Source organism: Streptomyces sp. WM6378 (genome assembly GCF_001279695.1).
Taxonomy (GTDB): Bacteria; Actinomycetota; Actinomycetes; order Streptomycetales; family Streptomycetaceae; genus Streptomyces.
This window is the reverse complement of the sequence record NZ_LGDD01000323.1, coordinates 12,495-36,691: the sequence shown is the minus strand read 5'-3', so window position 1 is coordinate 36,691 and position 24,197 is coordinate 12,495. Positions and strand designations below refer to the sequence as shown.

27 protein-coding genes are annotated in these 24,197 nt (G+C 69.8%); 14 read left to right on the top strand and 13 right to left on the bottom strand.

Going from position 1 to position 24,197, the window contains the following annotated elements; genetic code table 11:
• Positions 1 to 34 precede the first annotated feature (34 nt).
• The gene (locus tag ADK54_RS34135) at positions 35 to 790 is read left to right on the top strand and encodes a class I SAM-dependent methyltransferase (protein ID WP_053729669.1); all 756 of its coding nucleotides are present in this window, start codon (positions 35 to 37) and stop codon (positions 788 to 790) included.
• A gap of 206 nt (positions 791 to 996) precedes the next feature.
• Here ADK54_RS34135 and ADK54_RS34130 read toward each other — a convergent pair whose 3' ends face one another.
• From ADK54_RS34130 to rpmF, 5 genes are all read right to left on the bottom strand, one after another.
• Positions 997 to 1,410 (bottom strand): (2Fe-2S) ferredoxin domain-containing protein, encoded by a 414-nt coding sequence (locus ADK54_RS34130; RefSeq protein WP_053729679.1) that lies wholly within the window; start codon positions 1,408 to 1,410, stop codon positions 997 to 999.
• Between the two features lie 56 nt (positions 1,411 to 1,466).
• Positions 1,467 to 2,492 carry a WD40 repeat domain-containing protein gene (locus ADK54_RS34125; protein WP_053729678.1) on the bottom strand — a complete coding sequence of 342 codons (1,026 nt, stop codon included), beginning with the start codon at positions 2,490 to 2,492 and terminating at the stop codon, positions 1,467 to 1,469.
• Positions 2,489 to 3,505: a CobW family GTP-binding protein gene (locus ADK54_RS34120; RefSeq protein WP_053729668.1), complete on the bottom strand. Its 1,017-nt coding sequence runs from the start codon at positions 3,503 to 3,505 to the stop codon at positions 2,489 to 2,491. The genes ADK54_RS34125 and ADK54_RS34120 overlap by 4 nt, the downstream gene beginning before the upstream one ends.
• Positions 3,502 to 3,795, bottom strand: a complete 294-nt coding sequence (locus ADK54_RS34115; RefSeq protein ID WP_053729667.1) for a hypothetical protein — start codon at positions 3,793 to 3,795, stop codon at positions 3,502 to 3,504. The genes ADK54_RS34120 and ADK54_RS34115 overlap by 4 nt, the downstream gene beginning before the upstream one ends.
• A 289-nt stretch (positions 3,796 to 4,084) precedes the next feature.
• Positions 4,085 to 4,255: a 50S ribosomal protein L32 gene (rpmF, locus tag ADK54_RS34110; RefSeq protein ID WP_053729666.1), complete on the bottom strand. Its 171-nt coding sequence runs from the start codon at positions 4,253 to 4,255 to the stop codon at positions 4,085 to 4,087.
• A 1,096-nt stretch (positions 4,256 to 5,351) separates the two neighbouring features.
• Here rpmF and ADK54_RS42720 point away from each other — a divergent pair.
• Complete coding sequence (locus ADK54_RS42720) at positions 5,352 to 7,238, top strand: Ig domain-containing protein (RefSeq protein ID WP_063802111.1); 1,887 nt, start codon at positions 5,352 to 5,354, stop codon at positions 7,236 to 7,238.
• A gap of 97 nt (positions 7,239 to 7,335) precedes the next feature.
• Positions 7,336 to 7,764 carry a hypothetical protein gene (locus tag ADK54_RS34100; RefSeq protein ID WP_053729665.1) on the top strand — a complete coding sequence of 143 codons (429 nt, stop codon included), beginning with the start codon at positions 7,336 to 7,338 and terminating at the stop codon, positions 7,762 to 7,764.
• Positions 7,765 to 7,767: 3 nt separating this feature from the next.
• Here the strand turns inward: ADK54_RS34100 and ADK54_RS34095 are convergent, their stop codons facing one another.
• The 4 genes from ADK54_RS34095 to ADK54_RS34080 all read right to left on the bottom strand — a co-directional run bounded on the left by ADK54_RS34095 (position 7,768) and on the right by ADK54_RS34080 (position 12,243).
• The gene (locus ADK54_RS34095; RefSeq protein WP_053729664.1) at positions 7,768 to 8,499 is read right to left on the bottom strand and encodes a TIGR03943 family putative permease subunit; all 732 of its coding nucleotides are present in this window, start codon (positions 8,497 to 8,499) and stop codon (positions 7,768 to 7,770) included.
• Positions 8,496 to 9,554 (bottom strand): permease, encoded by a 1,059-nt coding sequence (locus tag ADK54_RS34090; protein ID WP_078966831.1) that lies wholly within the window; start codon positions 9,552 to 9,554, stop codon positions 8,496 to 8,498. The genes ADK54_RS34095 and ADK54_RS34090 overlap by 4 nt, the downstream gene beginning before the upstream one ends.
• Positions 9,555 to 10,136: 582 nt before the next feature.
• Positions 10,137 to 11,573 carry a sensor histidine kinase gene (locus ADK54_RS34085; RefSeq protein ID WP_234392322.1) on the bottom strand — a complete coding sequence of 479 codons (1,437 nt, stop codon included), beginning with the start codon at positions 11,571 to 11,573 and terminating at the stop codon, positions 10,137 to 10,139.
• Positions 11,566 to 12,243, bottom strand: a complete 678-nt coding sequence (locus ADK54_RS34080; RefSeq protein WP_053729662.1) for a response regulator transcription factor — start codon at positions 12,241 to 12,243, stop codon at positions 11,566 to 11,568. The genes ADK54_RS34085 and ADK54_RS34080 overlap by 8 nt, the downstream gene beginning before the upstream one ends.
• Positions 12,244 to 12,376: 133 nt before the next feature.
• Here ADK54_RS34080 and ADK54_RS34075 point away from each other — a divergent pair, with 133 nt between their 5' ends.
• From ADK54_RS34075 to ADK54_RS34050, 6 genes are all read left to right on the top strand, one after another.
• Positions 12,377 to 12,955, top strand: coding sequence for a hypothetical protein (locus tag ADK54_RS34075; protein WP_053729661.1), 579 nt, complete (start codon positions 12,377 to 12,379; stop codon positions 12,953 to 12,955).
• Positions 12,956 to 13,208: 253 nt separating this feature from the next.
• Complete coding sequence (locus ADK54_RS34070) at positions 13,209 to 14,153, top strand: ABC transporter ATP-binding protein (protein ID WP_053729660.1); 945 nt, start codon at positions 13,209 to 13,211, stop codon at positions 14,151 to 14,153.
• Complete coding sequence (locus ADK54_RS34065; protein ID WP_053729659.1) at positions 14,150 to 14,965, top strand: ABC transporter permease subunit; 816 nt, start codon at positions 14,150 to 14,152, stop codon at positions 14,963 to 14,965. The genes ADK54_RS34070 and ADK54_RS34065 overlap by 4 nt, the downstream gene beginning before the upstream one ends.
• 64 nt (positions 14,966 to 15,029) lie before the next feature.
• Entirely contained in the window at positions 15,030 to 16,247 is a 1,218-nt protein-coding gene (locus ADK54_RS34060) for a sensor histidine kinase (RefSeq protein WP_078966830.1), read from the top strand.
• A 4-nt stretch (positions 16,248 to 16,251) separates the two neighbouring features.
• Positions 16,252 to 16,914, top strand: a complete 663-nt coding sequence (locus ADK54_RS34055; RefSeq protein WP_053729658.1) for a response regulator — start codon at positions 16,252 to 16,254, stop codon at positions 16,912 to 16,914.
• Positions 16,915 to 16,956: 42 nt separating this feature from the next.
• Positions 16,957 to 17,226, top strand: a complete 270-nt coding sequence (locus tag ADK54_RS34050) for a hypothetical protein (RefSeq protein ID WP_053729657.1) — start codon at positions 16,957 to 16,959, stop codon at positions 17,224 to 17,226.
• Positions 17,227 to 17,364: 138 nt separating this feature from the next.
• Here the strand turns inward: ADK54_RS34050 and ADK54_RS34045 are convergent, their stop codons facing one another.
• Positions 17,365 to 17,586 (bottom strand): hypothetical protein, encoded by a 222-nt coding sequence (locus ADK54_RS34045; protein WP_053729656.1) that lies wholly within the window; start codon positions 17,584 to 17,586, stop codon positions 17,365 to 17,367.
• A 168-nt stretch (positions 17,587 to 17,754) separates the two neighbouring features.
• On the opposite strand from ADK54_RS34045, the gene ADK54_RS47905 reads away from it, so the two are divergent.
• On the top strand, positions 17,755 to 18,072 hold the full coding sequence (locus ADK54_RS47905; protein WP_234392321.1) for a LysR family transcriptional regulator: 318 nt from the start codon (positions 17,755 to 17,757) through the stop codon (positions 18,070 to 18,072).
• Between the two features lie 376 nt (positions 18,073 to 18,448).
• Here the strand turns inward: ADK54_RS47905 and ADK54_RS46955 are convergent, their stop codons facing one another.
• Positions 18,449 to 18,622: a hypothetical protein gene (locus ADK54_RS46955; protein WP_234392320.1), complete on the bottom strand. Its 174-nt coding sequence runs from the start codon at positions 18,620 to 18,622 to the stop codon at positions 18,449 to 18,451.
• A gap of 22 nt (positions 18,623 to 18,644) precedes the next feature.
• Between ADK54_RS46955 and ADK54_RS44055 the strand changes: the two genes are divergently transcribed.
• The gene (locus ADK54_RS44055; protein WP_234392319.1) at positions 18,645 to 18,998 is read left to right on the top strand and encodes a hypothetical protein; all 354 of its coding nucleotides are present in this window, start codon (positions 18,645 to 18,647) and stop codon (positions 18,996 to 18,998) included.
• A 59-nt stretch (positions 18,999 to 19,057) separates the two neighbouring features.
• Here the strand turns inward: ADK54_RS44055 and ADK54_RS46430 are convergent, their stop codons facing one another.
• Positions 19,058 to 19,339 carry a hypothetical protein gene (locus tag ADK54_RS46430; protein ID WP_159047980.1) on the bottom strand — a complete coding sequence of 94 codons (282 nt, stop codon included), beginning with the start codon at positions 19,337 to 19,339 and terminating at the stop codon, positions 19,058 to 19,060.
• 70 nt (positions 19,340 to 19,409) lie between these two features.
• Positions 19,410 to 19,679, bottom strand: coding sequence for a hypothetical protein (locus ADK54_RS46425; protein WP_159047979.1), 270 nt, complete (start codon positions 19,677 to 19,679; stop codon positions 19,410 to 19,412).
• 1,097 nt (positions 19,680 to 20,776) lie between these two features.
• On the opposite strand from ADK54_RS46425, the gene ADK54_RS34030 reads away from it, so the two are divergent.
• From ADK54_RS34030 to ADK54_RS34020, 3 genes are read left to right on the top strand one after another with little or no spacing between them, the layout of a single operon-like run.
• Positions 20,777 to 21,403, top strand: a complete 627-nt coding sequence (locus ADK54_RS34030) for a DUF6230 family protein (RefSeq protein WP_159047978.1) — start codon at positions 20,777 to 20,779, stop codon at positions 21,401 to 21,403.
• 2 nt (positions 21,404 to 21,405) lie between these two features.
• Positions 21,406 to 21,786: a DUF6114 domain-containing protein gene (locus ADK54_RS34025; RefSeq protein ID WP_159047977.1), complete on the top strand. Its 381-nt coding sequence runs from the start codon at positions 21,406 to 21,408 to the stop codon at positions 21,784 to 21,786.
• Between the two features lie 27 nt (positions 21,787 to 21,813).
• Entirely contained in the window at positions 21,814 to 23,778 is a 1,965-nt protein-coding gene (locus ADK54_RS34020; RefSeq protein ID WP_159047976.1) for a polyprenyl synthetase family protein, read from the top strand.
• Positions 23,779 to 24,197: the final 419 nt, after the last annotated feature.

The window sequence follows — 24,197 nt, the reverse complement described above, 5'->3', positions numbered from 1 at the left end:
GACACGGTGCGAGACGGCGAGGTGGCACGGCCGAATGGGGCTGAGAATGGCGACGGCCGAGCAGTGGGTACGGCGCTGGGAAGACCAGCAGCAACGGTACGCGCTCGACCGCGAGGACCGGTTCACCGTGATCGCCGATGTGGTCGAGCACGTCACGGCAGACCGGCCCCGGCCCCTGGTCGCCGACCTCGGGTGCGGCCCGGGCCCGCTGGCCGCGCGGCTGGCCCGGCGACTCCCGCACGCCGACATCGTGGCCGTGGACATCGACCCGCTGCTCCTGGAACTGGGCCGGACCCACTACGCGAACGCCGCCCGCTTCGTCCGCACAGCGATGGGTACGGACGGCTGGATCGACGAACTGGAGCTGGGCGGCCCCCTGGACGCGGTGGTCTCCACCACCGCGCTGCACTGCCTCGGCGCGGACGCGCTGAACCGCACGTACAACGACCTCGCCGCGGTGCTGCGTCCAGGCGGCGTACTCGTCAACAGCGACCGGCTGCGTCCGGTCGGCGGCAGGGCCGCGGAGATCGCCCTGCACGTGGGCCGCCGCCGGGGCGAACGGCGCCGGCTGTCCACGCATGAGGACTGGGAGTCCTGGTGGGCGGCGGCGGAAGACGACCCCGAACTGGCTGGTCTCCTCGGCCTCCGCCCCACACGTCACCCGTCATGCATCCCCGACAACGGCCTCACCCTGGCCGATCACGTCGATCTGCTCCGAGACGCGGGGTTCCAAGACGTGGCACCGGTCTGGCAGTTCGGCAGCGACTACATCCTCGTCGCGGTCCGATAACTGTCCTGCCCGGCCTTCCCTCAGCCAGCCCCCGGCGGTGAACTACCCACGGACGGCTTTCAGTGGTCGTCCCAGTGGCCCTCGTGGCCGCGATGACGCAGGCTGTGGCGGCGTCGAGGTGGGTGGCGGCAGCAGTTGCGGTGATGCCCGCCGCTACGGAGGCGGGCACCGGGTGGTCCGGACACTCGGAGAGCCTGGCGCGGTCCTCATCGGCGTGCACGGCGGCGCCCTCGTGCCCGGGTCTCCTTCTCCGTACCGGGGGCACGGATGAACTGCAGTTCCAGGGCGGGCGGAGGGGCGGCGAGGCCAGGGCCCCCTTGGCCGATCCAGCGCAGGAGGTCGTCGGTGAACGTGTCGTCCATGGCGAAGCCGATCCAGACCGCCCGCCCGCCGCGCCGCCGTCCCTCGGCGGACGGCCGGACCACGACCACGTCCGCCTGGTCGCAAGGGCCGAGGCAGTCCGTCGTCCGCACCGTGAACCGTCCCGCCGCATCATCAGCGGCCGTACGCAGTCGCTCCAGCTGCCCCTGGTGATCGGCCCCGGGATGCTTGCGCGGATTGCCGCAGCAACAACCCCGGCACACCAGTAGCGTGCACGGCCGGCCGCGGGCGGCACGGATGACGGCGACAGGGCGCTGTATGGTGACGACACTGGCAGGGCGGTTGAGGGCACCGCTCACAGCGCTTCCCGTAGAGGCAGGCGATGGGCCCGTACCAAGCCGTCCCTGTAGCAGACGATCAGCAGGTGCGGGCCCGCCCAGGCCAGCGCCGCGACCGCCGCCTCACCCTCCAGGGTGCGCACCGGGCGCAGCCGCGACTCCGACCTCCCGGCGGTCGCCCGCCACAGCGCGACGGTGCCGTCGTCGCCCCCGCTGGCCAGGTGGCCGGCGCCGCCGGGCCGCCAGGCCAGCGCGGTGATGGTCTCGTGGCAGCGCAGGGAGCGGGGTGCGGTGCCGGCGGGGCCCTTGCCGGAGAAGTCCCACACCGTGACGTCCGGGGCGCCGTCGGCGGCCAGCCAGAACCCGGTGTCGTCGAAGGCGAGGCGTGCGACCTTCTCCGGGTAGCCGGACATGGTCAGTTCGTCGCCGTCGCGGGCTCGCCAGATGTGGATGGAGGCGTCCTGGTTGCCGCTGCAGATCCACCGGCCGGTGGGCGCGACGGCGAGCGTCAGATGCGAGCCGAGGTAGGGATAGGTGACGACCGGCCGGGCGGTGTGCCGCTCGTGGCAGCGCACGGCGCCGTACGCGGCGACGGCCAGGCGCCGCCCGTCACGCATCCAGGCGAGGTCGGTGACGGTGGAGGCGGCGGGCTCGGTGGCCCACAACTCCGCGCCGTCCGCGTCGAGTACGAGGGCCCGGCGGCCGGAGGCGACCGCGACCCGCTCACGGTTCGCCCAGGCGGCCGCTGACGACCAGGCACCGGTCTCGCGCGCCGTCGTACGCCCGTCCGCGCGCCGCCACAGCGCGTACCCGGTGGGGCCGGTAACCATCAAATGCTGTGCATCTGGCGCGAGTTGGGTACTCAGCGCCCCGCCGGGCAGTTCGAGGGCACCCATCTCGGCGCCCTCCGTCAGGACGCGGACCGTGCCGTCCGCCCCGGCGACGGCCACCAGATCACCGCGCGCGCTGAGCGCGACGGGCGCGTCGTCCAGAGTGAACTCCCAGGCAGCGGACAGCGCCTGATCGGATGCGGTGATGCTCACGCGGTCGCCCCCGCCGTGGCCAGGCACTCGGCGAAGCCGCGCTCCAGCTCGGCACGGTCGAGGTCGCGCCCGATGAAGACGAGTCGGTTGCGCCGCTCCTCGTCCTCGCGCCAGTCCCGGCCGAACTCCCCGTCCAGGAGCATGTGCACGCCCTGGAAGACGTACTGCTTCGGTGCTCCGGCGAGGGCGAGGATGCCCTTGGAGCGAAAGATGTCGACGCCCTTGGTGCGGAGCAGGTTGCCGAGCCACCTGTTGAGGCGGTCCTCGTCGAGTTCGCCGGGCAGGTCGATGCCGACCGAGGTGACGGTGGTGTCGTGCTGGTGCTCGGTGTCGGTGAGGAAGGACGGGTCGTCGGCGAGCACCCGCTCCAGGTCGAACGCGCCCACGTCCAGGACCTCGTGGAGGTCCAGCTGCGCATGCCGGGCCGGGATGATCCGTACCCCGTGGTTGATGGAACGGATGCGGGCGACGACGTCGATGACGGTCGCATCGTCGGCGAGGTCGGTCTTGTTGAGCACGATGCGGTCGGCGAAGGCGATCTGCTCGACGGCCTCGTTCTCCACGCCCTCGGGCTTGGCCTCGTCCAGGTGCGGGAGCACATGCGCGGCGTCGACGAGAGTGACGATGGCGTCCAGGCGCAGCTGGGCGGCGATCTCGTCGTCCATGAAGAAGGTCTGCGCGACGGGCGCCGGGTCGGCGAGGCCCGTCGTCTCGATGAGGATGCGGTCGAACTTCTCGCGCCGGCGCATCAGCGCGCCCAGGATGCGGATCAGGTCGCCGCGCACGGTGCAGCAGATGCAGCCGTTGTTCATCTCGAAGATCTCTTCTTCGGCGTCGAGCACGAGGGCGTCGTCGATGCCGACCTCGCCGAACTCGTTCTCGATGACCGCGATCCGCAAGCCGTGCTGCTCGGTGAGGATCCGGTTGAGGAGGGTGGTCTTGCCCGAGCCGAGGAAGCCGGTCAGGACGGTGACGGGAACCCGTTCATCACGGGCTTCCGGTGCGGTGGTCATTCGGGGGCTCCTTCGTGCGCGGTGGTGAGCAGGGCGGCCCGCAGGTCGTCCTCGGTGATCTGCACGGCCGGGCGGTGCAGGGTCCAGCGGCGGGCAGGGCCGTCCATGGGGAGCACGGCCACGACCGTTTCCAGCGGCGGGCACCCGGGCTCGGTGCAGGCGAGCTGGCGGATCATGACGGCGGTGTCCTCATCTAGGCCGAGGAGTCGGCGCACGGTCTCCTTCAACTCGCCCGACTTCGGGCCCGGTACGGGCCCTTCCGGTCGTCCGGAGCGGAATCCCAGCGGCATGAAGGCAGTTCTCCCTTGTCTTCCGCGGCGGGCGGCGTCCGCTTGGGACTCGTCGCCTCAGCTGCGGGATGTTGTGTTTCAACGGGCGGGTGAGCGCGCGGCGTGGGATGCCGGCGGCAGCGTGCCAGGCGCTGCCGCCGGCCGGTGGCAGGCCTTCACGGCCCCGGAGCCGGTACTCATGGACGCCAATTCCCGAGTACCGCCGGGGCCGTACGGCTCCACCGCTTGCGGGACGCACCCTCCGCCGGGCCGGTTGGCTCGCTCGGGCAGGGCGGCACCGGGTCTCGTGTCACCCCTCCGGACGGAGCAGCCCGCGCTCGTACGCCTTCATCAGCCGCTGCGGCACCAGATAAGCGGAGCCGTCCACGGTGAAGGGGACCAGCTGAGGTGTGGTCGCCTTCCACTGCGCGCGGCGGTGGCGGGTATTGGAGCGGGACATCTTCCGCTTGGGAACAGCCATGGGAGCGAGACCTCCGTCGTTGGTACGTGAAGGATACGCTAGATGAAAATGGATACCATTAGCAATAGTGGGGGAGATGTCGGCGGGGCTGCCTCGGGAGCCGGCAGCTCCTGGGGCCCGCGATGTAGAGGCTGGATGCGCTGGATCGCCTTGCGCGGCCCCCGTCCTGTCGCACGCATCCGAGGGGGCGCGTAGGCAGCCGCGGCGAGCCCGAGGGTGCCGGCGGCGAGTCCGGCGATGCCGAGAGCGCGGGCGGTGGAGTCGAGCTCCAGCCCAGCAGCCAAGGCGCCGGCCACGACTTCCGGCAGCACGGGCTCCGGGACTGCTCGTGTCGATCCGAGCGAACGACGTCGCCGGTGGAATAGGTCTGCGGTGCCTTGAGTATCAACTGGCCGGTTTCGCAACGGAGTTGCGCGACGCCGAGAGTGAAGTCCTGATGGTGGCCCAGTGTGATGGTTCCGCTGACCCCAAGTGGCCTGGGTGGCTGCCTCGGCGATGTCGCCGTCGTCCGTGTGGATCGGCTTGGCGAGCTTGGTTGTCTGTGCTCGGTCCAGGTAGGGGAAGTGGCACTTGATCTGGCTCAAGTCGACACCGTGCGCGGACCGATGGAATCCCGCCACGGGAGCAACCGCTTGCCGCCACCCATGCGCTGGTAGAGATTCCGGTCCGGCACGGTCAAGGCGGTGCAGGTGTCCGTCAAGAGACGGGAAAGCCGCAGTCCATTGATTGACCGTGACGCGACAACTCTGCTTGGCTTCCGCGCAGCGACCGGCGCATCACCCTCAGCACACGGCAGTACGCAACACAGCCAACGCCCGTGTCATCACAACGTGGTTGGTTCCACCTTCCCGCCGGAGCGGGTCGGGAGGACCCGCGCGGAGTTACCACACCAGCTCCTGGCACCTCAGCGGCCAGGGTGCTCCGGTGTGTCCGTTCCGCGGGCATCCCCTCTTCCGCACCACCGCTCAACTCCGGTGTACCGCAACACCATTGAGTCACCGCGCCACCGATGTGCCCCTCGCTGCCCGCTTTCAGACCGCAGACCGTAGCGCCGACCGGCGCCAAGCGATCTGCACGAGAGAGGAATCCCCTCCACATGGGTACCCCCTACATACGCGGCACGGCACGAAGAGCCCTGACCGGCCTTGCCTCGCTGTCCCTCGTCACCGGCGCCATGATCGCCGTCGCCGCACCCCAGGCAACGGCCGCCCCGGCTGCGGAGTCGGCCCAGAGCCACTCCGTCAAGAACCCGTACAGCCCGGCCTACCAGCACAATTACCGGCACGGCGCTGTGCCGACCGCGCAGCAGAACGCCAAGATGAAGGCGTGGGACGCCAAACACGCCGCGCCGAACGTGGCGACCGGCCCCGAGACGCTGTCCTACGGCGGCGGCATCGACGGCATCGGCGTCCAGAGCGGCCACTCCAAGGTCTACCTGGTGTTCTACGGAACCCAGTGGGGCACGCAGAGCACGGACGGCAACGGGAACGCCAAGTTCTCGGGCGACTCGGCCGGTGCCGCAGGCGCGACCCAGCAGATGTTCAAGGGCATCGGCACGGGCAACGAGCTGTGGTCCGCCGACCTGACCCAGTGGTGCGACGGCCCCAACGTGGCGGCGGGCGCCACCAGTTGCCCCTCGAACGCCAACTTCGTCCCGTATCAGAGCGGCGGCGTGCTGTCCGGCGTGTGGTACGACAACGCGGCCGCCTCACCCAGCGCAGCCTCCGGCCACCAGCTCGGCCAGGAGGCCGTCAACGCCGCCGCTCACTTCGGCAACACCACGGCCGCGTCGAACCGCGACGCCTACTACGTGATCCTGTCGCCGCACGGCACCAACCCGGACAATTACCAGGGTCAGTACTGCGCCTGGCACGACTACAACGGTGACAGCACCCTGACCGGCGGCGCGGTCAACTCGCCCTATGGTGACGTCGCGTTCAGCAACCAGCCGTACAACATCGACTCGGGCTCCGGCTGTGGCGTCGGCTTCGTCAACTCACCCGGAACGCTCGACGGTTACACCATGACGCTCGGCCATGAGTGGCACGAGATGATGTCGGACCAGAACCCGGCCGGCGGCTGGACCAACCACACCGGCAGCTCGTACGACGGCCAGGAGAACTCCGACGAGTGCGCGTGGCTCAGCCCCGGCACCACCGGCGGCGCGGCCAACGTGACCATGGGCACCGGCACCTTCGCCGAACAGGCCAGCTGGTCCAACGACACCAATGCCTGCGCCATCTCGCACCCGATCGTCGGCGGCGGATCGACCGGCAACACGGTGACGGTCAGCAACCCGGGCAACCAGACCAGCACCGTCAACACTGCGGTCTCGCTGCAGGTCAGCGCCTCGGACTCGGCGAGCGGACAGACCTTCACCTACTCGGCCACCGGTCTCCCGGTGGGCCTGTCGATCAACTCCTCCACCGGACTGATCAGCGGCACGGTCACCACCATCGGCACCTCGACGGTGAGCGTGACGGCCAAGGACTCCACGGGCGCCTCCGGCAGCACCTCGTTCGGCTGGACCGTCTCCGCGGCCGGCGGCGGAGGCGTCACCAATGGCGGCTTCGAGTCCGGCAGCCTGTCCGGCTGGACTGCGAGCGGCAGTGCCGCCGCCACCAGCGCAGCCGCCCACAGCGGCAGCTATGGCGCGCTGCTCGGCTCGGCCAACCCGACCAACACGTCCTCGGTCGCCCAGACCTTCACGGCGCCGAGCGGCACCTCCAAGGTCTCCTTTTCCTACAACGTCACCTGCAACGACACCGTGACGTACGACTGGGCGACGGCCACCCTCAAGGACAACACCACGGGCACGACGACCACCGTCCTCGCCAAGACCTGCACCCTGAACGCGGGCTGGAAGTCGGCCTCCGGATCCCTGACGGCGGGCCACAGCTACACGCTCACCCTCACCAGCAAGGACGACAACTACCCTGGTGACGCGACCTACACCTACTACGACGACGTGACCGTCTCCTGACGGGTCGCCGTTGCGGGGGCGGACCGAACGGTCCGCCCCCGCGCTCTTCGCTTCCGGAGGCTCCGTGGCTCCTCGACGGGTTCGTCATCTCGCGACAATGCTGGCCGCCGCCCTGGCGGTCGGCGCGGTCAACGGCTGTTCCCGGTCCGGCAGTTCGCACCCTCCCGCGACCTCCGGTACGGGTACCGCCGCCATGCCGCCGCAGCACCCCGTCACCCTCGACGAACACGCCGCCGGCAAGGTCGTCAGAGTGCACGTTGGTGCGCCGGTCCTGGTCCGTCTGCACAGTACGTACTGGTCCACGCCCGCCAGCTCCGACCCTCAGATACTCGACCCCGCGGGCAAGGGCGGCAGCACCCCCACGGGCACCTGCGAACCAGGGGCCGGCTGCGGTGTCGCGGCCGCCGACTTCACCGCCCGCCGCACCGGCACCGCGCACATCTTCGCGCACCGCAACTCCTGTGGTGAGGCGATGCCCTGCCGTCCGGGACAGGGCAGCTACACCGTCACGCTGGAGATCGGCTGAAGCTCAGGGCCGCGCGCTGTCACGGTAGGGGTTCTTGGGCTGTGCGATGTGCTCGATGCTGGTGGCGTCTAGAGCCGGGGCCTTGGCGGTGGGCCGCCACGTTCCGGTGACGGTGACCCAGCTGTCCTTGGGCGGGGCGGCGATCCCGTGGACTTCGACCTTCAGTACTCGGGCATCGGCTGCACAGCAGCTGACGATCACCCGGCTGAGCTGCCAGGCGGTGGCGTTCCCCGGGGCGACGAAACCGGTGAGGCGGACCGTGCGGCCCTTCAATGACGCTTTCTCGTCCCAGACGGCGCGGCTGGTGAAGTCGCTCAGCGACAGCGGAAGCGGGCTGAGCGCGGGCAGCGGAGCGAACGTCGTGCGCCGGGCGACCGCGCCGGATCCGTCCCGGGCGACGGTGTACGAGCCGAGGGCGGGCGGGGCGAACAGCAGCAGCATGACCGCGGGCAGCGCAAGCAGCCAGGCTGTCTTGGGGCCGGCTGCGGGATGCGAGTGCCCGTGGCCCTCGTCATACCCCTGGTCCTCCTCGTGCCCGCGCTCCTCCTGCCCGCTGTGCTCCCGCGTGCGCAGCGCCGCGGCGAGGCCCAGCACGACGAGCACCACCCCCGAGGCGATCAGCAGGGGCCGCAGTCCTTCCTTCACGTACCGCAGGTACAGATCGCTCAGCAGGCTGATCCGCAGCAGGGCGCAGCCGATGAGGACGAGCAGCATGGCAGGCAGTTGTTTCTTCACAGCAGCCACCCTCCGACCACGGTGGCGGTGAGCACGGCCGTCGCGAAGGTGGCGGTGGAGAACCGGAGGGCGAAGGCGCGGCCGAACGTGCCGGACTGGAGCGCGATCAGCTTGAGGTCGACCATCGGCCCGACCACCATGAAGGCGAGCCGGGCGGTCGGTGAGAACCCGGACAGCGATGCCGCGACGAAGGCGTCCGCCTCCGAGCAGATCGACAGGACGACCGCGAGCAGGCCGAGCAACGGCACCGACAGCCACGGCGATCCGGCGAAGGACTCAAGGACCGAGGGCGGCACGGCGACATTGAAGGTCGCCGCCGCTGCCGCTCCGAGTACGAGGAATCCGCCGGCGTGGAGGAAGTCGTGCTGCAGGGCGCGGGTGAAGGCGTCGAGGCAGCCCCGGTCTGCGGCGGCGGGTGGCCGGTCGGCGAGCCTGAGCCATTCGGTGCGGCCGAGCCGGATCCACAGCCAGCCCATCGCGACCGAAGCGGCGAGCGAGGCGAGCAGCCGCGCCAGGACCATGACCGGGCGGCCCGGGAACGCGATCGAAGTGGCCACGAGGACGACCGGATTCACCGCCGGTGCCGCGAGCAGGAACGTCAGCGCTGCGGCCGGCGCGACCCCGCGCCGGATCAGACTCCCCGCGACCGGCACGGACGCGCACTCGCACCCCGGCAACAGAGCCCCGGCGGCGCCCGCGACCGGGACCGCGAGCACCGGGTTGCGGGGCAGGACCCGGGCGAGCACGCGGTCCGGGACCAGGGTGGTGACCGCGGCCGACACCACCGTGCCAAGGAGCAGGAAGGGCACGCCCTGGATCACCACGGCGGCCATCACCGTGCCCCACGCCTGGAGTGCGGGCTGCTCCAGGCGCGCCAGGAGATCCGGCGCCACCAAGAGCGCGATGCCCGCCACGAGCGCCAGGACGAGCGCACCGACGAACACGTCGAGGCAGACCCGCAGCACCCGCCCCGTGAAGCTGCCGGACGCACCTTGCTGCGTGGACGCGGGAGCGTCCGGTGCCGGACGGACCCGGCTGGCTGTCTTGTCGTTCACGGCCCCCGGCCTCCACCTGCCCGCCGCCGTCCGGCGAGACCGGCCCGGAGCCTAACCCCCTTCCAACAGCCTCGGTGCAGCGGGGCGGCCGGCAGGGGGGATGCCCGACTGTCCGACTCCTGTGCCGAGCCCGGACGGAAGTCCTCTCGACAGAGCGGTGCGGATGGTTGTTGTGGTGGCTCTGGCCCATGGCTGGGCCCGCCCTGAACTCGGCAGCCCATACGGCGCGCGGCAGTGCTACCGCATTGCGGGTCCGGGCCCTTGTGGGCCACGCCCGTCAGGGATATGGGGTAGCAGGGCGCGGACTTGCAAAGCTATCGGTTCACGCACATACCGCTACCGCGGACACTCCCGGTCACGGAGTCAGTCGGAGTCGTGGCGTACTGGTATCGGCTCGGGCCGTTCTCGTCGCCGGTGTGCTGTCGGCCGACCGTGATCTCGTGGCCGGCCGCCTTGGAGCAGCTGCTGCTTTCCCTCCGGCCCGGGCTCCAGCGGTATGAGGTCAGCTCGACCGTCCGTCACGTGTCTTCTGGTTGGAGAGCCACACGCCGAGCCGTACGTCGTGGGCCACCGCACGACGAGTCAGGCGGTGTCCAGCGGGAGTTGGGCCACCAGGTGGGCGCCCGGCGCCGAGTCCTGGACGGTGAGTGAGCCGCCAAGGTGGGTGGCGATGTCGCGGGCGATGGCAAGGCCGAGGCCCGAACCTCCTTGGTCGCGGCTGCGGGCGTCGTCGAGCCGGGTGAAGCGTTCGAAGACGCGTTCGCGGTCGGCGGGCGGGATGCCCGGGCCGTCGTCGCTGACCTCCAACACCGCTGTGTTGTGGGCTTCGTCCACGCTCAGGGAGAGCAGGATCCGGTTGCTGGCGTGGCGTTGTGCGTTGTCCAGCAGATTGGTGACGAGCCGGGCGAGCCACAGCGTGCTCCCGCGCACGGTGATCTCCGGGGCGATCTCGGTATCCACCGGGACCGGGTCCCCCTTGCGCGCACGGGCCGCCTCCCGGACGACTTCCGTGAGGTCGACCGTGGCGCAAGGGGGCGCCTGCGCGGTGTCGAGCCGGGCGAGCAGCAACAGATCGGAGGCCAGGTCCTGGAGCCGGACGGTGTCTTCCAGAGCGCCGCTGAGGAGTTCGCTCCACAGGTCGGGGTCGGGGTGGGCCTGGGCCACCTCAAGTTGCGTACGGAGCACGGTGATAGGGCTGCGCAGTTCGTGCGAGGCGTCGGCGATGAACTGGCGCTGGCGGGTCACGGACGCTTCGAGACGGTCCAGGGTGGTGTTCATCGTGGCCGCGAGCCGGGCGATCTCGTCCTGGCTGTGCGGCACGGGTACCCGGCGGTGCAGGTCGCGGTCGCTGATCTCGGCGACCTCGGCGCGGATCGCCTCCACGGGGCGCAGGGCCCAGCCCGTGACCCGCCAGGTGACCAGGGCGACGGTCAGAACGAGCAGCGGCACCGCGAAGATGAGGGAGGCCCGGATGAACTCGTCGGCCGCGTCGGCCTCCCGCAGCGATGTGCCCGCGTACACGGTGACGAGGCCGTTCCCGGTGGCGGTGGTGACCTGGACGACGCGCTGGCGGTGCTCCTCCCGCACCGGCCTGCCGTTCCAGGTGCCGCGTACGGTGCCCGGCGCGCTGGGGCGAGCGGTCGAGAGGGCAGGGCGGCCGGCCAGGTTGGGGCTGGCCGCGAGCACCCGGCCGTGGGCGTCGACGACCTGGAGGAAGTCGATGCCGCGGTCCGGGGTCAGCACGGGGTCGAGCCGGCCTTCGGCCGCGAGACCGGCGGTGAGGACGGCCTGCCGTTCGGCGTCGGTCTGGGCGTTGCGCATCAGGTTGTTCTCCAGCAGCCCGAGCAGCCCGAAGGAGGCGACGCCGAGCGCCAGCGCGACCACGGTGGATGCGCCGAGCGTGGCGCGGGCCCGCACGGACCGGGGCCGCAGGCGCCGAGCGAGGCACCGGAGCCGGGCGACGACTCGGCGGGGAACGGCGCCGGGCCTGGTGCCGCTGTGCTCGTGCGGCTCAGCCACCGTCGGCCGCCAGCCGGTAGCCCGCCCCGCGGACGGTCTCCACCGCGGCCCGCCCGAAGGGGGCGTCGATCTTGCGGCGCAGCGCGCTGACGTGCACCTCGACGACGTTCAGGTCGCCCTCGTAGGCGGCGTCCCACACCTGCTCCAGGATCTCCCGCTTGGGCACGACCTCACCGGCGCGGCGGGCCAGATGCACGAGCACCGCGAACTCGCGCGAGGTCAGCCGGGCCTCGACCCCGCCCCGCGTGCAGCGCTGCCTGGCCGGGTCGATCACCAGGTCACCGAACTCCATGATCTGCGGACTGCGCCGCCCTGTGCGCCGGATGAGCGCGCGCAGCCGGGCCACCAGGACGACGTACGAGAACGGCTTGGACAGGAAGTCGTCGGCGCCCGTGTCAAGGGCCTCCGCCTCGTCGTACTCGCCGTCCTTCGCGGTGAGCATCAGGATGCCCGACTCGCAGCCCGCGGCGCGCAGCCGTGCGCACACCCGGTAGCCGTTGACGCCGGGCAGCATGATGTCGAGCACGATGGCGTCGTAGTCGTGCTCACCCGCCAGCCACAGGCCCTGCGGGCCGTCGTGGGCGACGTCCACCGAGAAGCCCTCGGCCTGGAGCCCTCGTTGCAGGGCCGCGGCCAGCCGCCGTTCGTCCTCCACCACCAGTACGCGCATGGGCCAAGGTTCTCAGGTCGCCTTGACAGATTGCTGAAGGGTTCTTCAGGTGGCTTCAGCAAAGCTTCAGCAACGTGCTCGCATGCTCTGTCCGAGCCGGGCGCGTGCCCGGTGGAACGCGAGGAGCAGCCAGATGACACAGTCCATTCCCCAGCCTCCCGAGCACCCCGTGGGTCCGGGCGAGGAGGCTGCCGGGCAGGCCGGCAAGGCGGCGGGGCGCCGCGGCCGGTTCGCCAGGCTGACCCGTCAGGGCCGTACGCGATGGGTGGCGCTCGGTCTTGTGGTGCTGATCGGCGGCGGTGCTGCGGCAGCGGCGGTGGCGGAGCACCACCACGAGGAGCGCGGCGGCGGCCGGTTCGCGGCCGACGGCCGAGGCGACCACGGTGGGTCGGAGAAGGAAGGCCGGGACGGGGGCAAGAAGGCGCGGGAGGCCGGGCCGGGCGAATGGGATTCCGCCGCGCGCGGACTCGCACAGGCTCCGGCGCCGCTGCCGGCGCTGCCCGCCGCGCAGGCCGTGGACAAGGCGGCAGGTGCCGTTTCCGGCGGCAAGGTCGAATCGCTGCGGGTGGTCGCCCAGCAGGGCGGCGGCAGCGCCTGGCAGGCCGTGGTGCTCGGCCCCGACGGGGTCCGGCACGCGGTGACGCTGGCCGGCGCAGACGGCACGGTCACCGGCAACACCGTGGCCGATCAGGGCCGGGAATCGACCCGCTGACCTCAGCCGTCAAGCGCTGATCGACGCATCTGTCCCGCCCCGGCAGCGGTTCCACATCGGCGCAAGGTCTGCGTCGGCACCGCGGTCGGGGCCGGGGCGTGTACATCGCCGGGTGTACGGGCGTTCAATCCCGGGGTGCAGGAAGGCCGCCGCAATGTCGGTCCGAGGGGCGTCGTACCGGCCGGGGGAGCGGACCTAGCGTGGACAGCGTCCGCTTCGGACTCCCGATGCCCTTTCCTGCAAGGACCCTTTCATGATCGAAGCCCATTCCCTCACCAAACGCTACGGTGAGCGCACCGCCGTCGCGGACCTCAGCTTCACGGTGCGACCCGGCATCGTCACCGGATTTCTGGGGCCGAACGGTGCGGGCAAATCCACCACGATGCGGATGCTCCTCGGCCTCGACGCACCCACCTCGGGCCGCGCGGTCGTGAACGGCAGGAGTTACGCCGAGCACCGGGCGCCGCTGCACGAGGTCGGGGCGATGCTGGAGGCACGGGCCATCCACACCGGTCGCAGCGCCTACAACCACCTCCTGGCCCTCGCCGCGACCACCGGCATCTCGGCGGCCCGGGTGAACGAGGTGATCGACCTGGTCGGCCTGCGCGAGGTGGCCAAGAAGCGCGTGGGCGGCTTCTCGCTCGGCATGGGCCAGCGGCTCGGCATCGCCAGCGCACTGCTCGGCGACCCGGCGACGGTGATCCTCGACGAACCGGTCAACGGCCTCGACCCCGAGGGCATCCTGTGGATACGTAACCTTCTCAAGGGCCTGGCCGCCGAAGGGCGTACGGTCCTGGTGTCCTCACACCTGATGTCCGAAATGGCCCTCACCGCCGAGCACTTGATCGTGATCGGACGCGGCCGGCTGATCGCCGACACTTCGGTGGCGGAGTTCACGGCACAGGCCGCCGGCGATGTGGTGCGGGTACGGACCGGTGAATCGGAGAAGCTCCGCGAACTTCTCGCGGGCCCGGACGTCACGATCGGCTCGCAGGAGCCAGGGGTCCTCGAAGTAACCGGCATGAGCAGCGACCGGATCGGACGCGTCGCGGCCGACCACGCCATCGCCCTTGCCGAGCTCACCCCACAGCAGGCCTCCCTCGAAGAGGCGTTCATGGAACTGACCAGGGACGCCGTGGAGTTCCAGGCCCCGGCGCCCGAGCTGGTCGCCGCGGGCAGTGAAGGACGTGCGGCATGACGACGGCATCCATCATCCCCGCCGCGGCCCGCGGCGAGGTGACCCAGGTCCGGGTGATCCACTCCGAGTGGATCAAGCTGCGGTCGCTGCGCTCCACCCTGTTCACACTGCTCGCCGCCGTCCTCGCGATGGTCGGCCTGGGCCTGCTCTTCAGCTACTTCACGGCCGACCGCTGGGCACACCTGCCCGCCGACGAGAAGGCCCACTTCGACCCGACCCTGGTCAGCCTGCGCGGCTTCTACCTGGCCCAGCTCGCCGTCGGCGTCCTCGGAGTCCTCGTCGTCAGCGGCGAGTACGCGACCGGCATGATCCGCGCCTCGCTGTCCGCCGTTCCCCGCCGACTGCCCGTCCTGTGGGCCAAGGCCCTGGTGTACGGCGTAGTGGCCTGCGTCCTGACGACGGTCGCCTCGCTGGTGGCGTTCCTCATCGGCCAGGCCGCCATGTCCGGCCACCACCTGGGAACTTCGCTGAGCGCACCCGGCGTGGTGCGGGCGGTCCTCGGAGCCGGTCTCTACCTCACGGTCGTGGGCCTGCTCGGCGTGGCCTTCGGGGCGCTGATCCGTAACACGGCGGGCGGTATCGCCACCGTCTTCGGGGTGCTGCTCGTCCTGCCGGTACTCGCCGAGGCCCTGCCGTCGTCGTGGTTCCAGAACATCAACCCGTACCTGCCGAGCACGGCAGGGCAGGGGCTGCTCCACATCCACCAGGAGCCACATACGCTGGCCCCATGGACCGGGTTCGCATTCTTCTGCCTGTACGCGCTGATCGCGCTGGCCGGAGCGGGAGTGGCGCTCAAGCGGCGGGACGCCTGATGACGCCGACGGCGGGTTCCCGGCACGGCGCCGCCGATCCCGCGCGGCTCTGCCGGACAGGTTCATGACGCACGGGCACGCGACCGCCGCGCGGCGGCGGGCCGAGTCGTGGCGCGCCCTCGCGGTGCGCGCCCGGCTTCGGGCCCGTGCCCGGCTCTCCCCGCTCGCGGTCGACGCGCTCTTCGCGGCCGCCGTCTTCGTGGCGCTCTCGGTCATGGCACGGCGACCCTTGCACGACCGCCCGTGGACCATCGTGGGCTTCACCGCCCCGATGGTGCTGCCGCTGGTGTGGCGCAGGCGGGCGCCGTTCGCGGTGTTCCTGACGATGGCGGCGCTCGCGTTCGCCCAATGGCTCGCAGACCTGCGGCTCCCGGCGGACATCGCGCTGCTCATCGCTCTGTACACGGTCGCCGCGCACGCGAGCAGGCAGCGTATGTGGCTCGCCATCGGCGTGCTCGAAGGCGGGGTGCTCCTGGCCGCGATCCGCTGGGCGCCCGACGACCGCGGAGCCGAGACGTTCATCGGCCTCTCCGCGATGGTCGTCGCCGCCTCGGTCATCGGCATCAACATGCGCGGCCGGCGCGCCGAGATGGCCCTGCTCGAAGAGCGCGCCCAGCGCCTGGAGCGCGAGCGGGACCAGCAGGCACAGCTCGCCGTCGCCGGGGAACGCTCCCGGATCGCCCGCGAGATGCACGACATCGTCACGCACAACCTGTCGGTCATGGTGGCACTCGCCGACGGCGCGGTCTTCGCACAGGACCGCACCCCGGAGCTGGCCACCACGGCCATGCGCCAGGTCTCCACCACCGGACGCCAGGCCATCACCGACATGCGGCGCTTCCTCGGCGTACTGCGCGCCGACGAGCCGGACGCCCTGCGCCACCCCATGCCGGCCATCGCTCAGCTGGAACCCCTGGCCGACCAGGTGCGCGCAGCCGGACTGCCCACTCTCCTGGAGGTCCACGGCGATCCGTCGGTCGCTCCCGCCGCAGCACAGTTGACCGTCTACCGCCTGGTCCAGGAAGCCCTCACCAACACCCTCAAGCACACACCGCCGGGCACCACAGCGATCGTGCGCGTCAGCTGCGGCCCCCAGGAGATCACCGTCGACGTCACCGACACCGGCCCCACCACCAAGTTCCCCGCCGCCACCACCGGTCACGGTCTGCACGGAATGCGGGAGCGGGCCGCGGCCTACAACGGCGAACTGACGGCCGGGCCACGACCCGGCGGCGGCTGGCAGGTCCGCGCCGCACTCACCCTCAACCGGAACGAAGCGTAGCCGCATGCCCATTCGTGTCCTGCTCGTCGACGACGAGCCCCTGCTGCGCATGGCCTTCACCATGGTGCTCGACGCGCAGCCCGACATGGAACCGGTCGGTGAGGCCGGCGACGGCGCGGAGGCCGCCCGGCTCGCCCGCGAACTGCGGCCCGACGTCGTACTCATGGACGTCCGGATGCCCGGCACCGACGGCATCGAGGCGACCGAGCGCATCGTGGCCGAGTCCCCGGAGTCGAAGGTCCTCATCCTGACCACGTTCGACCTCGACGAGTACGCCTTCGCCGGGCTGCGGGCAGGCGCCTCGGGCTTCCTCCTCAAGAACGCGCTCCCGCAGGAACTGCTCGCCGCGATCCGCTGTGTCGCGGCCGGCGACGCGGTCGTCGCGCCGCGCATCACGCGGCTGCTCCTGGAGAACTTCGCCCACCACCTCCCGTCCGGAACCGACCGGGGCCAGGACGACCGGCTCGGCAAACTCACCGCCCGCGAACGCGAAGTGCTCACGGAGGTGGGCCGCGGGCTGTCCAACACAGAGATCGCCGCCGCACTGCACTTGGCAGAAGCGACGGTGAAGACCCATCTGAACCGGATCCTGGTCAAACTGGAGCTGCGCGACCGGGTCCAGGCCGTGGTGTTCGCCTACGAAACCCGGCTCGTGCGGCCGAAGTAGGAGCCCGCCGCCGGGGGAGCGGGTCGGGGGCCGGGGCTCAACGTGCTCCTCGGCGTCCCCGCGGTCGTCCCGATCCGGATGCTCTATTTCATCGTCGTCCTCTGGGCGCAACCAACAGGGTCCGACTTCGGCGACGACCTGTCAGCCGCACTTGTCCTCTTCGGCCCCATAGCCGCAGCCTGCGCCGTCCTGTGGTGGCTCGCCAACCGACCACGCGCCCGCCGCACTCAACTCGCGCAACTCTCGTACTGGCTCCTCGCCCTCGCCGGCGCGCTCCTCCCCACCGCAGCGGTCATCAGTATCTGGCCCTGAAGACGGCGGACAACACCACAGCGCCGCCGCCGGTAGGGGCGTCGGGACGTGGGCGCCCGTCCGTGCCCTCCCTTGGAACGAGCCACCCCCGAACCTCGACTCAACCTGAAATCCCACGAACCATCTCGGAGCGCCCAATTAGCCGCAGGTGTGGGGGCGGTGTTCGGCCACCGACGCGCTGCAGAGCAGGGGGTCCTCCCCGTTTGCGGCGGTGAAGACGAAGATCACGTCCGAGGCGGGAACGCGGATCGCGCATTGGCCCTCAAGGGTCAGCGGCTCGTACTTCTCCCACCGGCACCCGGCCTCTCCCAACGCCCGCAGGACATCCCCGTACGCGGGATACCCGGGAAACGTGTCCATCCGGCCCGGCTCCCGCGTCGGCCATTCCATCGTGGGCAAGTCCGTCTGGATGGCGATCGACTCGATTACCTGGCAGTGGGCTTGACAGGTGGCTACCTCCAGGCTGCCGTACGCGTACAGATACGGATAAGACCCCGGCCATCCTCCGTGGTGTCCTCACCAGCCCATATGCCTGACAGCGGCTCGAACGCTTCGTGGCCGCACACTCCTACCCAACGATCGGCGAAGCCGCCCGAACGCTCAGCATTACGCGTCCGACCTGGGGGTGGGTATGGAGGCGGAGGTGCCCGCTGGGCCTCCGCCTTGACGACCCAGATCACCCGCCTTGAAAACGATCTCGGACAGCCTTTGCTCAAGCGCGCCGAGCGCGGCCCGGCGACGCGCTTGACGCCCTTCGGAGAACGCGTGGTTGAGGCAGCCGGAGAGGAATTCGGAGGAAAAGGTGCGGCGACGAGGGGTAACGGGCCCACCCAACCGCGAGATTGATGACCGGTGTCGTCACCAACTGGCGGTCACGTCACGTCCTTCTGGGATGGCGATATCGAGGAGTCCGGGGAAGCGGGCGTCGAGATCTTCTCGGCGGAGCCGGTTGAGCCGCCGGGTCCCCTCGTCCCGCTGGCGGATCACGCCTGCCTCCCGAAGGGCCTTGAAATGGCCGCTCTGGGTGGACTTGCTGACCGGCAGTGCGAATGTTGTACACGCCAGTTCACCGTCGGGTTCGGCCTCTCGAGCCGGGCGACGATGGCCAGCCGCACCGGGTCGCTCAGAGCAGCCAGGACGCGGCGAACCTGCACCACCTACGCTCCCCTCCATGTGCACCGTGTTCATCTTCCCAGCAGGTGAGCGAGCTGAGACCGTCGCCTCACGCGATCGGCATCTGCCCCAGCAGCGCAAGCCGTGGGTTCTGGCCGGCAGCCTCTATATCGACATCGACGATGAGCAGACCAGCCACCTTTTCTCCGATTGGGATCCCGACGACGTGGCGGCAGTCGAAGCGGCCCTCGGTCACCATCCGACTCGAAGTCGTCGCGTGCATCGACCGAATACCACTCACCAATTTGATCGACCAGTTCGAGACGGACGCTGGGATGCAACCAGCCGGAGACGCCTACGGTGGACTTATCCCGCAGTTCTTTCGGTTCGGCCCGATGGAAGGCCATTTCCACGGACGATCCACCGGAGCCATGGGGCCGAAGACGCCCGTGCTTGGCTGTGGATGCGGCGAGTGGGGATGCTGGCCGCTGATGGCCAGCATCATAGTGACACCTGGCCACGTGACCTGGGACTCCTTCGAACAGCCCCATCGCAAGACACGCGACTACTCGGGATTCGGTCCATTCCGTTTCGACCGCCATCAATACGATGACGCCGTGAAGGCCTTGAGTGCAGCAGTCAGCTCCAACGAGACGTGAGTACCACCCACCGGCTCGGCATGGGAAGGAAGCAGTCGTGTTTTCACCACGTGATCGGACTACGTCCCGAGGAAGCCGCACGCTGAGCCGAGCTTGTCGAGGAATCCCTGCCAGTCCTTGAGAGCGATGGAATGGAGGCTATCCAGACCCTCCTGGCCGAGCGCGGCATGAGCATCATCCAGGCGATCGATCGCAAGCACCCGGGCACTACTGGGAATGCGGAGAAACCGCTCCGAGTCGCCATCGCCATCGTGTCCACGAGACCGGAAGCCCCAGATCACGCAGCCATCAAGGTCGCTGACGCAGCTGGGATGCGGCGGGACCCACGGGAACATGGACATATCCGGTGCACCGCTTTGCCCGAATACGCCAGCCGGAAGGCGAACAGACGGCAGCGGCCCCGCTGCCCGGTCAGATCGACATAGACGTCACCGAAGTCGACCTCGGCATCCGCTCCCATCGTGGCGTGCCGGATGACGAACGCCTCCACGGGCATCCCCGCCTGGGCCGCGATCTCCTTGCGGCGGCCGCGACGAAGTCCCGCACCGTCGGATACGGGATCGTCTCGCCGGACTCCTCCTCGATCCGGGCGGCGATCCGTACCACGGTGTGCCGCTGTTTGCGCGGCACCTCCAGATCCGCCCGCAGCCAGGCATCGACCGCTTTCTTGTACGGCTCCATCCGCGGCGAGGTCCGAACGGGCCGCCGACGTGGAGCGGGCACCGGCGAGGACAACGCCTGGCGCACGAGACGACGGTGGATGCCGTACTTCTCGGAAGAGCCCGGACTGACAACTGCTGTTGCCAATTGTCCCGCCGAATCAGGTCAAACAGTTCCTGCTTGGCCATAGGCATCCCACAAGGACGCCTGCGGCGCCCCCCAGGGCCGCCCCGGGCGGCCGGCCCAGGGGGCAGCGGCGACATGGTCCCCCGCGACGAACTGCCGGTCCGAATCGCCGCCACGCCGGATGCCGACCCGGCTGCGACCATCGAGCAGGTCATCGACGCTCTCGCCTCGCCTACACCACCGCCAAGCGCAACCTCGCGCAGCTGCGCGGCGCGCGGATCGCCGACCGGCTCCAGGCCGAGCCCGGCCCCACCGCGGACCAGGCCGCGACGGCTCTCGGCTACGCCCCGGCCGTCCACAGGGCAGCCCTCGACATGGTCGGCGTCGAGCTGCGGGCCCGTACGGTGCAGCCCTACCTCCAAGGCGTCGCCGACGCCTTGGCAGCTCAGGGGCTCGCGCCGGTGCAGGTGGTGGACGGTGCGGCGCCTGGGCGAGGAGCATCTGGCCGCCGCCGTCCAGTTGGAGGCCGGCGGGGAGGTGCCGGCGCCGGTGTGGGACGAGCGGTATGGCTGGCGTACCGCGGTCAGCCGGTGCCACCACCTCCGGTGGGGGTGGTCGGCGTCTGTGGCACAGCCGCATGCGGCGAGTGGGGCCTTCGGGAAGGGGCCGAGCGGGGCGGAGTCTTTGGCTCGTCCAGGATGAGGGCGGCGGCTGCTTCCCCCTCGTTGTGCTCGTTTGGGTGAACGTGTCTTTTGCGGAGCACTGGTTGGCGCCATGTGGCGTTGATCGGGATGCCCTATTGGCTTACTGAGAAGGGGATCGAGCGGCTGATGCGGAGCCAGAACTGCATGTAGTCCCAGCGCGGGGTCCGGGTGGCAGGGCGGCTGCAATGAGCTGCTGCGCCGATGCCCCAGAGGGGAGCCCATCGGATGCCCCGGTTGCTTTCGGGCCCGGCATGCGTGACGAACCCTATGAGAAGAGGAGAGTGGGCCTTGCGCTGCGAAGGCGGGTCAAGCGAGCCGACGGAGGTCCTGGTGGCACCGTCGGGGCATGTTCGGTGGCGGCATTGCGCGGCAGTGTTGACAGTTGTTTTTGGGGCTGCCTATGCGCTGCTGTCGACTGGCAGTGCCAGCGCGCTGCAGTTCGCGTTCACCGGACGCGTACCAGTCGCGATCACCGCGGATCAGATCCACGTGACCGGCCTGTCCATCGCTCCGGGTCTCTCCTCGGGAGAGCACTCCGATACGGCGCTCCTGTCGCTGTTTGAGGACTTTCAGGCCGATGGCGTATGCGTGACGTCCACGGTGGAGCTGCCGGTGATCGGGGCTACCACTGCACGTCTGTATGCCGACACGCTCTCCGGCTCGAGATTTACCATCGAAGCTGCTTCCCTCACCTCCTCGGGCGTTTCCCTTTCCGCCGCCAGTATGAAAACCGACCTGACGGGTCGGGGCCAGGCTTCGCCCTTCAGGCTGACAGCAGGCTCTTTCACGGCATCCCAGGTCCGCGTCGAACCCCGGACGTTCGCCGCTGCCACCCTCGCCGCGAAGGGATTCCACGCGGACTTCGTCCACGGCCGACAAGGCTGCCCCTCCAGCCCTCAGGGCTCCGAGGAGTGACTGTGAACCGACCTTGGTCGTCCGTCCGGTCCTGCTGGCTGCCCTGGTATCGCACACGTCCCTTCTGGGGCGGCCTGTTGATGTGCCTGGGCGGCGCCGAACTCGTGCTAACCACCTGGAACGGCCTGAGCATGTTGCCGTTCTCGGGAACCGCCGGCGCGTCGGCATGGCTGCTGGGCAGTCTGTGCCTGGTGTCCGGGATCACCACCTGGCACGTACCCGAAAGACGACTCTTCCCCGGGGTTCTCGCTCTCATGCTGTCCCTGGTCAGCCTTGTCGCGGCCAACATGGGTGGCCTGTTCCTCGGTTTCCTGCTGCTGGCATCCGGTGGAGCGATCACCGTGGCCTGGACCCCCGAGCCACGCACGCGCAAGGCACCGTAGGAATCACCTCCCGAGAAAGGTCAAGCCTTGGCACGTTGGGAACTGGGCAAGTTCGACGAGTGCCTCGATCTAGCAGGCATCAAGGACACCAGATTGAGGAAGTCCTACCGGGCTTGCTTCAAGTTGGCGCTCAAGACGGACTGGACCATGGCCATGGCCGGGGCGTTCCTGCCGCCGCATCGCCGGCCGGCGATGGCCGCGGTGGGAGCCGTGGTGCGCTGGGTGGATGACCTGGCGGATCACCGCAAGGGCAATGTCGCGCGGTTTTCCGAGGAGACGCAGGAGCTTCTGGCGGAAGTCCGTTCGGGCCATTCGGCGCACCCTGTGCGCGCGGCGATCGTGCATAGCATTGGCGCTTTCGCCTTGCCGGTGGCTTCACTGGAGCGGTTCGTCGCGACGACCCGGGCAGACATCGGGAGAACCGAGTTCGCCACTGAGGCAGAACTGTCGGAGTTCGCCCGCCACGCGGTGGGCGCGCCTGTTCTGCTCGGCTGCCCCCTGCTGGGCGGTCCGGTCGACGATCCTGCGTTCGATCAGGCGGTACTGTCGTTCGGTGAGGGCCTGGACCGGGTGGACAACCTGCGTGATCTCTCCGAAGACCTGGCGCGCGGGTGGCTGGGAATCTCGAGAGAGACCCTGGACAACTGCGCAGCCGATCCCACAGATCTGATGAACCGCAGGGCAACTCCCGAGGTGCTGCGGGCGCTGCGATGCGAAGCCGACCGAGCCGCGGCTCTCCTGGCCGGCGCCGACATGGTGGTGGCGGGCCTGCCTGCGTATGGCAAAGCCGCAATCGACACCATGCAGTCCCTGTACCGGCTGCATCTGGATACCGTGACCGAGGATCTGCCCGCTGTTCTGCGCCGACGCCCCCGCCCGCGCACGGCTTCTCTGAAACGGCTGGCGGTTTCCTCATTGGGATCCATGGCCGGTGCCGTCCCTCAACCCCGCACGGAAACGGCTCCCCTCTGCCTTCCCATCGCTGCTCCCCATGCTCCCGAGCAGTCCGACAACGTACGTCATTGGGCATCGCACCGGGCGATCAGCGCAGAATTGCGGCGCTGCTGCGAGCAGTCGCAGGACGGAGTGCTCGCCGCGATCCAGAGCCACGCCCTCTTGCCCGTCGGGAAGCTGCTCAGACCGGTTCTCACCGTGGAAGGTGCCGGAGCGGTCGGCGGGGACACCGCCGTGGTGGTCCAGGCCGCAGTCAGCACCGAACTGGTCCATGTCGCCAGCCTGATCAACGACGACATCATCGACGGTGACGACCGGCGCAGGGGCCGGGACTCGGCCCCCGCCCGCTTCGGTGCGGACTTCGCGATTCTGGCCGCCAACGGCCTGTTCATGAAGGCACTCCAAGCGCTTTCCCGCTGCCGCGAACAGGGCGTCACCGCAGAGCGCCTCAACCAAGCCTTCAACGACGCGGGCCAAACAGGCCAAGACCTGACGCGCGGCGTCGCTCTCGAACTGTCCATTACCGACGATCTCACCTGCCCGGTGGACACTTACCTGGAGATGATCAAACTCAAAACGGCTGTGCTCTTCGCCTACGCCAGCCGCCTTGGCGCCTACCTCGTCGACGGAGGCAACGACCAGGTCAAGGCGCTGAGCGCGTACGGCCTGGCTCTCGGCATGGCCTTCCAGATCCGTGACGACCTCCTGCCCTACGACAGCACCTCAGAGGCTGCCGGCAAGGACGCCTCCAGCGATCTGAGAAATCATCGCCCCACCCTGCCCATCCTGCTCGCGTACGCCCATGCCACGCCGCATCAGCAGGACGAACTGCACGCCTTGTGGAACGACACCGACCACGAACGGGCTCTGTCGGCCTTGCACCGAGTGCTCCAGGGCACCCAAGCGGTGGTTCGTGCCCGCAACCTGGCCACTACGTATGGCGAGCAGGCCCAAAGCCACCTGGACCGGCTGCCCGACACCCCCCACCGGACTCGACTGCGATATCTCGTGCGCCAGGCCACACAACGAATCAACTGACGGTGAGTCGCGCTGGACCGTCAGCCGCACGCGGCGATCAACCAAGCACGCGGACAGCCATGGTCTCGGGCGCGTGCCCGCAACCGTCGTCCACACAACAGGAGCGTCGCCCACAATGCGGCAAGAACCGCAGCGGTGTCCTCTGCCCCAGCTTTGTTCCCCACACGGTGACAGGGCCGGAGACACATCCTTCCGGCCGGGTCACCGCTGCCGTTCCCGGACCGTCTACGCGCCCGGATCTCACGAAGTGCGCGGCATGGCGTGGAAGACCACCGTGAAGCCGCCGGGGTAGTCGCAGACGGCTCGTACGGCTTGGCGACGCTGATCTCTCAGTACCCGTCCGTGAACTGATCGTTTCGGCGGTGGGGCGGAACTGGCTATTTCGCCCGAGTGGGCAGGACCCCTTGGTACCAACGGTG

Bases quoted from the DNA above. Each gene is read 5' to 3' on its own strand.
- ADK54_RS34135 (WP_053729669.1), top strand. From the start codon at position 35: ATGGGGCTGAGAATGGCGACGGCCGAGCAGTGGGTACGGCGCTGGGAA.
- ADK54_RS34120 (WP_053729668.1), bottom strand. From the start codon at position 3,505: ATGACCACCGCACCGGAAGCCCGTGATGAACGGGTTCCCGTCACCGTC.
- ADK54_RS34115 (WP_053729667.1), bottom strand. From the start codon at position 3,795: ATGCCGCTGGGATTCCGCTCCGGACGACCGGAAGGGCCCGTACCGGGC.
- rpmF (WP_053729666.1), bottom strand. From the start codon at position 4,255: ATGGCTGTTCCCAAGCGGAAGATGTCCCGCTCCAATACCCGCCACCGC.
- ADK54_RS42720 (WP_063802111.1), top strand. From the start codon at position 5,352: ATGGGTACCCCCTACATACGCGGCACGGCACGAAGAGCCCTGACCGGC.
- ADK54_RS34100 (WP_053729665.1), top strand. From the start codon at position 7,336: ATGCTGGCCGCCGCCCTGGCGGTCGGCGCGGTCAACGGCTGTTCCCGG.
- ADK54_RS34080 (WP_053729662.1), bottom strand. From the start codon at position 12,243: ATGCGCGTACTGGTGGTGGAGGACGAACGGCGGCTGGCCGCGGCCCTG.
- ADK54_RS34075 (WP_053729661.1), top strand. From the start codon at position 12,377: ATGACACAGTCCATTCCCCAGCCTCCCGAGCACCCCGTGGGTCCGGGC.
- ADK54_RS34070 (WP_053729660.1), top strand. From the start codon at position 13,209: ATGATCGAAGCCCATTCCCTCACCAAACGCTACGGTGAGCGCACCGCC.
- ADK54_RS34065 (WP_053729659.1), top strand. From the start codon at position 14,150: ATGACGACGGCATCCATCATCCCCGCCGCGGCCCGCGGCGAGGTGACC.
- ADK54_RS34060 (WP_078966830.1), top strand. From the start codon at position 15,030: ATGACGCACGGGCACGCGACCGCCGCGCGGCGGCGGGCCGAGTCGTGG.
- ADK54_RS34055 (WP_053729658.1), top strand. From the start codon at position 16,252: ATGCCCATTCGTGTCCTGCTCGTCGACGACGAGCCCCTGCTGCGCATG.
- ADK54_RS34045 (WP_053729656.1), bottom strand. From the start codon at position 17,586: ATGGACACGTTTCCCGGGTATCCCGCGTACGGGGATGTCCTGCGGGCG.
- ADK54_RS47905 (WP_234392321.1), top strand. From the start codon at position 17,755: ATGCCTGACAGCGGCTCGAACGCTTCGTGGCCGCACACTCCTACCCAA.
- ADK54_RS46955 (WP_234392320.1), bottom strand. From the start codon at position 18,622: ATGCACGCGACGACTTCGAGTCGGATGGTGACCGAGGGCCGCTTCGAC.
- ADK54_RS46430 (WP_159047980.1), bottom strand. From the start codon at position 19,339: ATGTCCATGTTCCCGTGGGTCCCGCCGCATCCCAGCTGCGTCAGCGAC.
- ADK54_RS46425 (WP_159047979.1), bottom strand. From the start codon at position 19,679: ATGGAGCCGTACAAGAAAGCGGTCGATGCCTGGCTGCGGGCGGATCTG.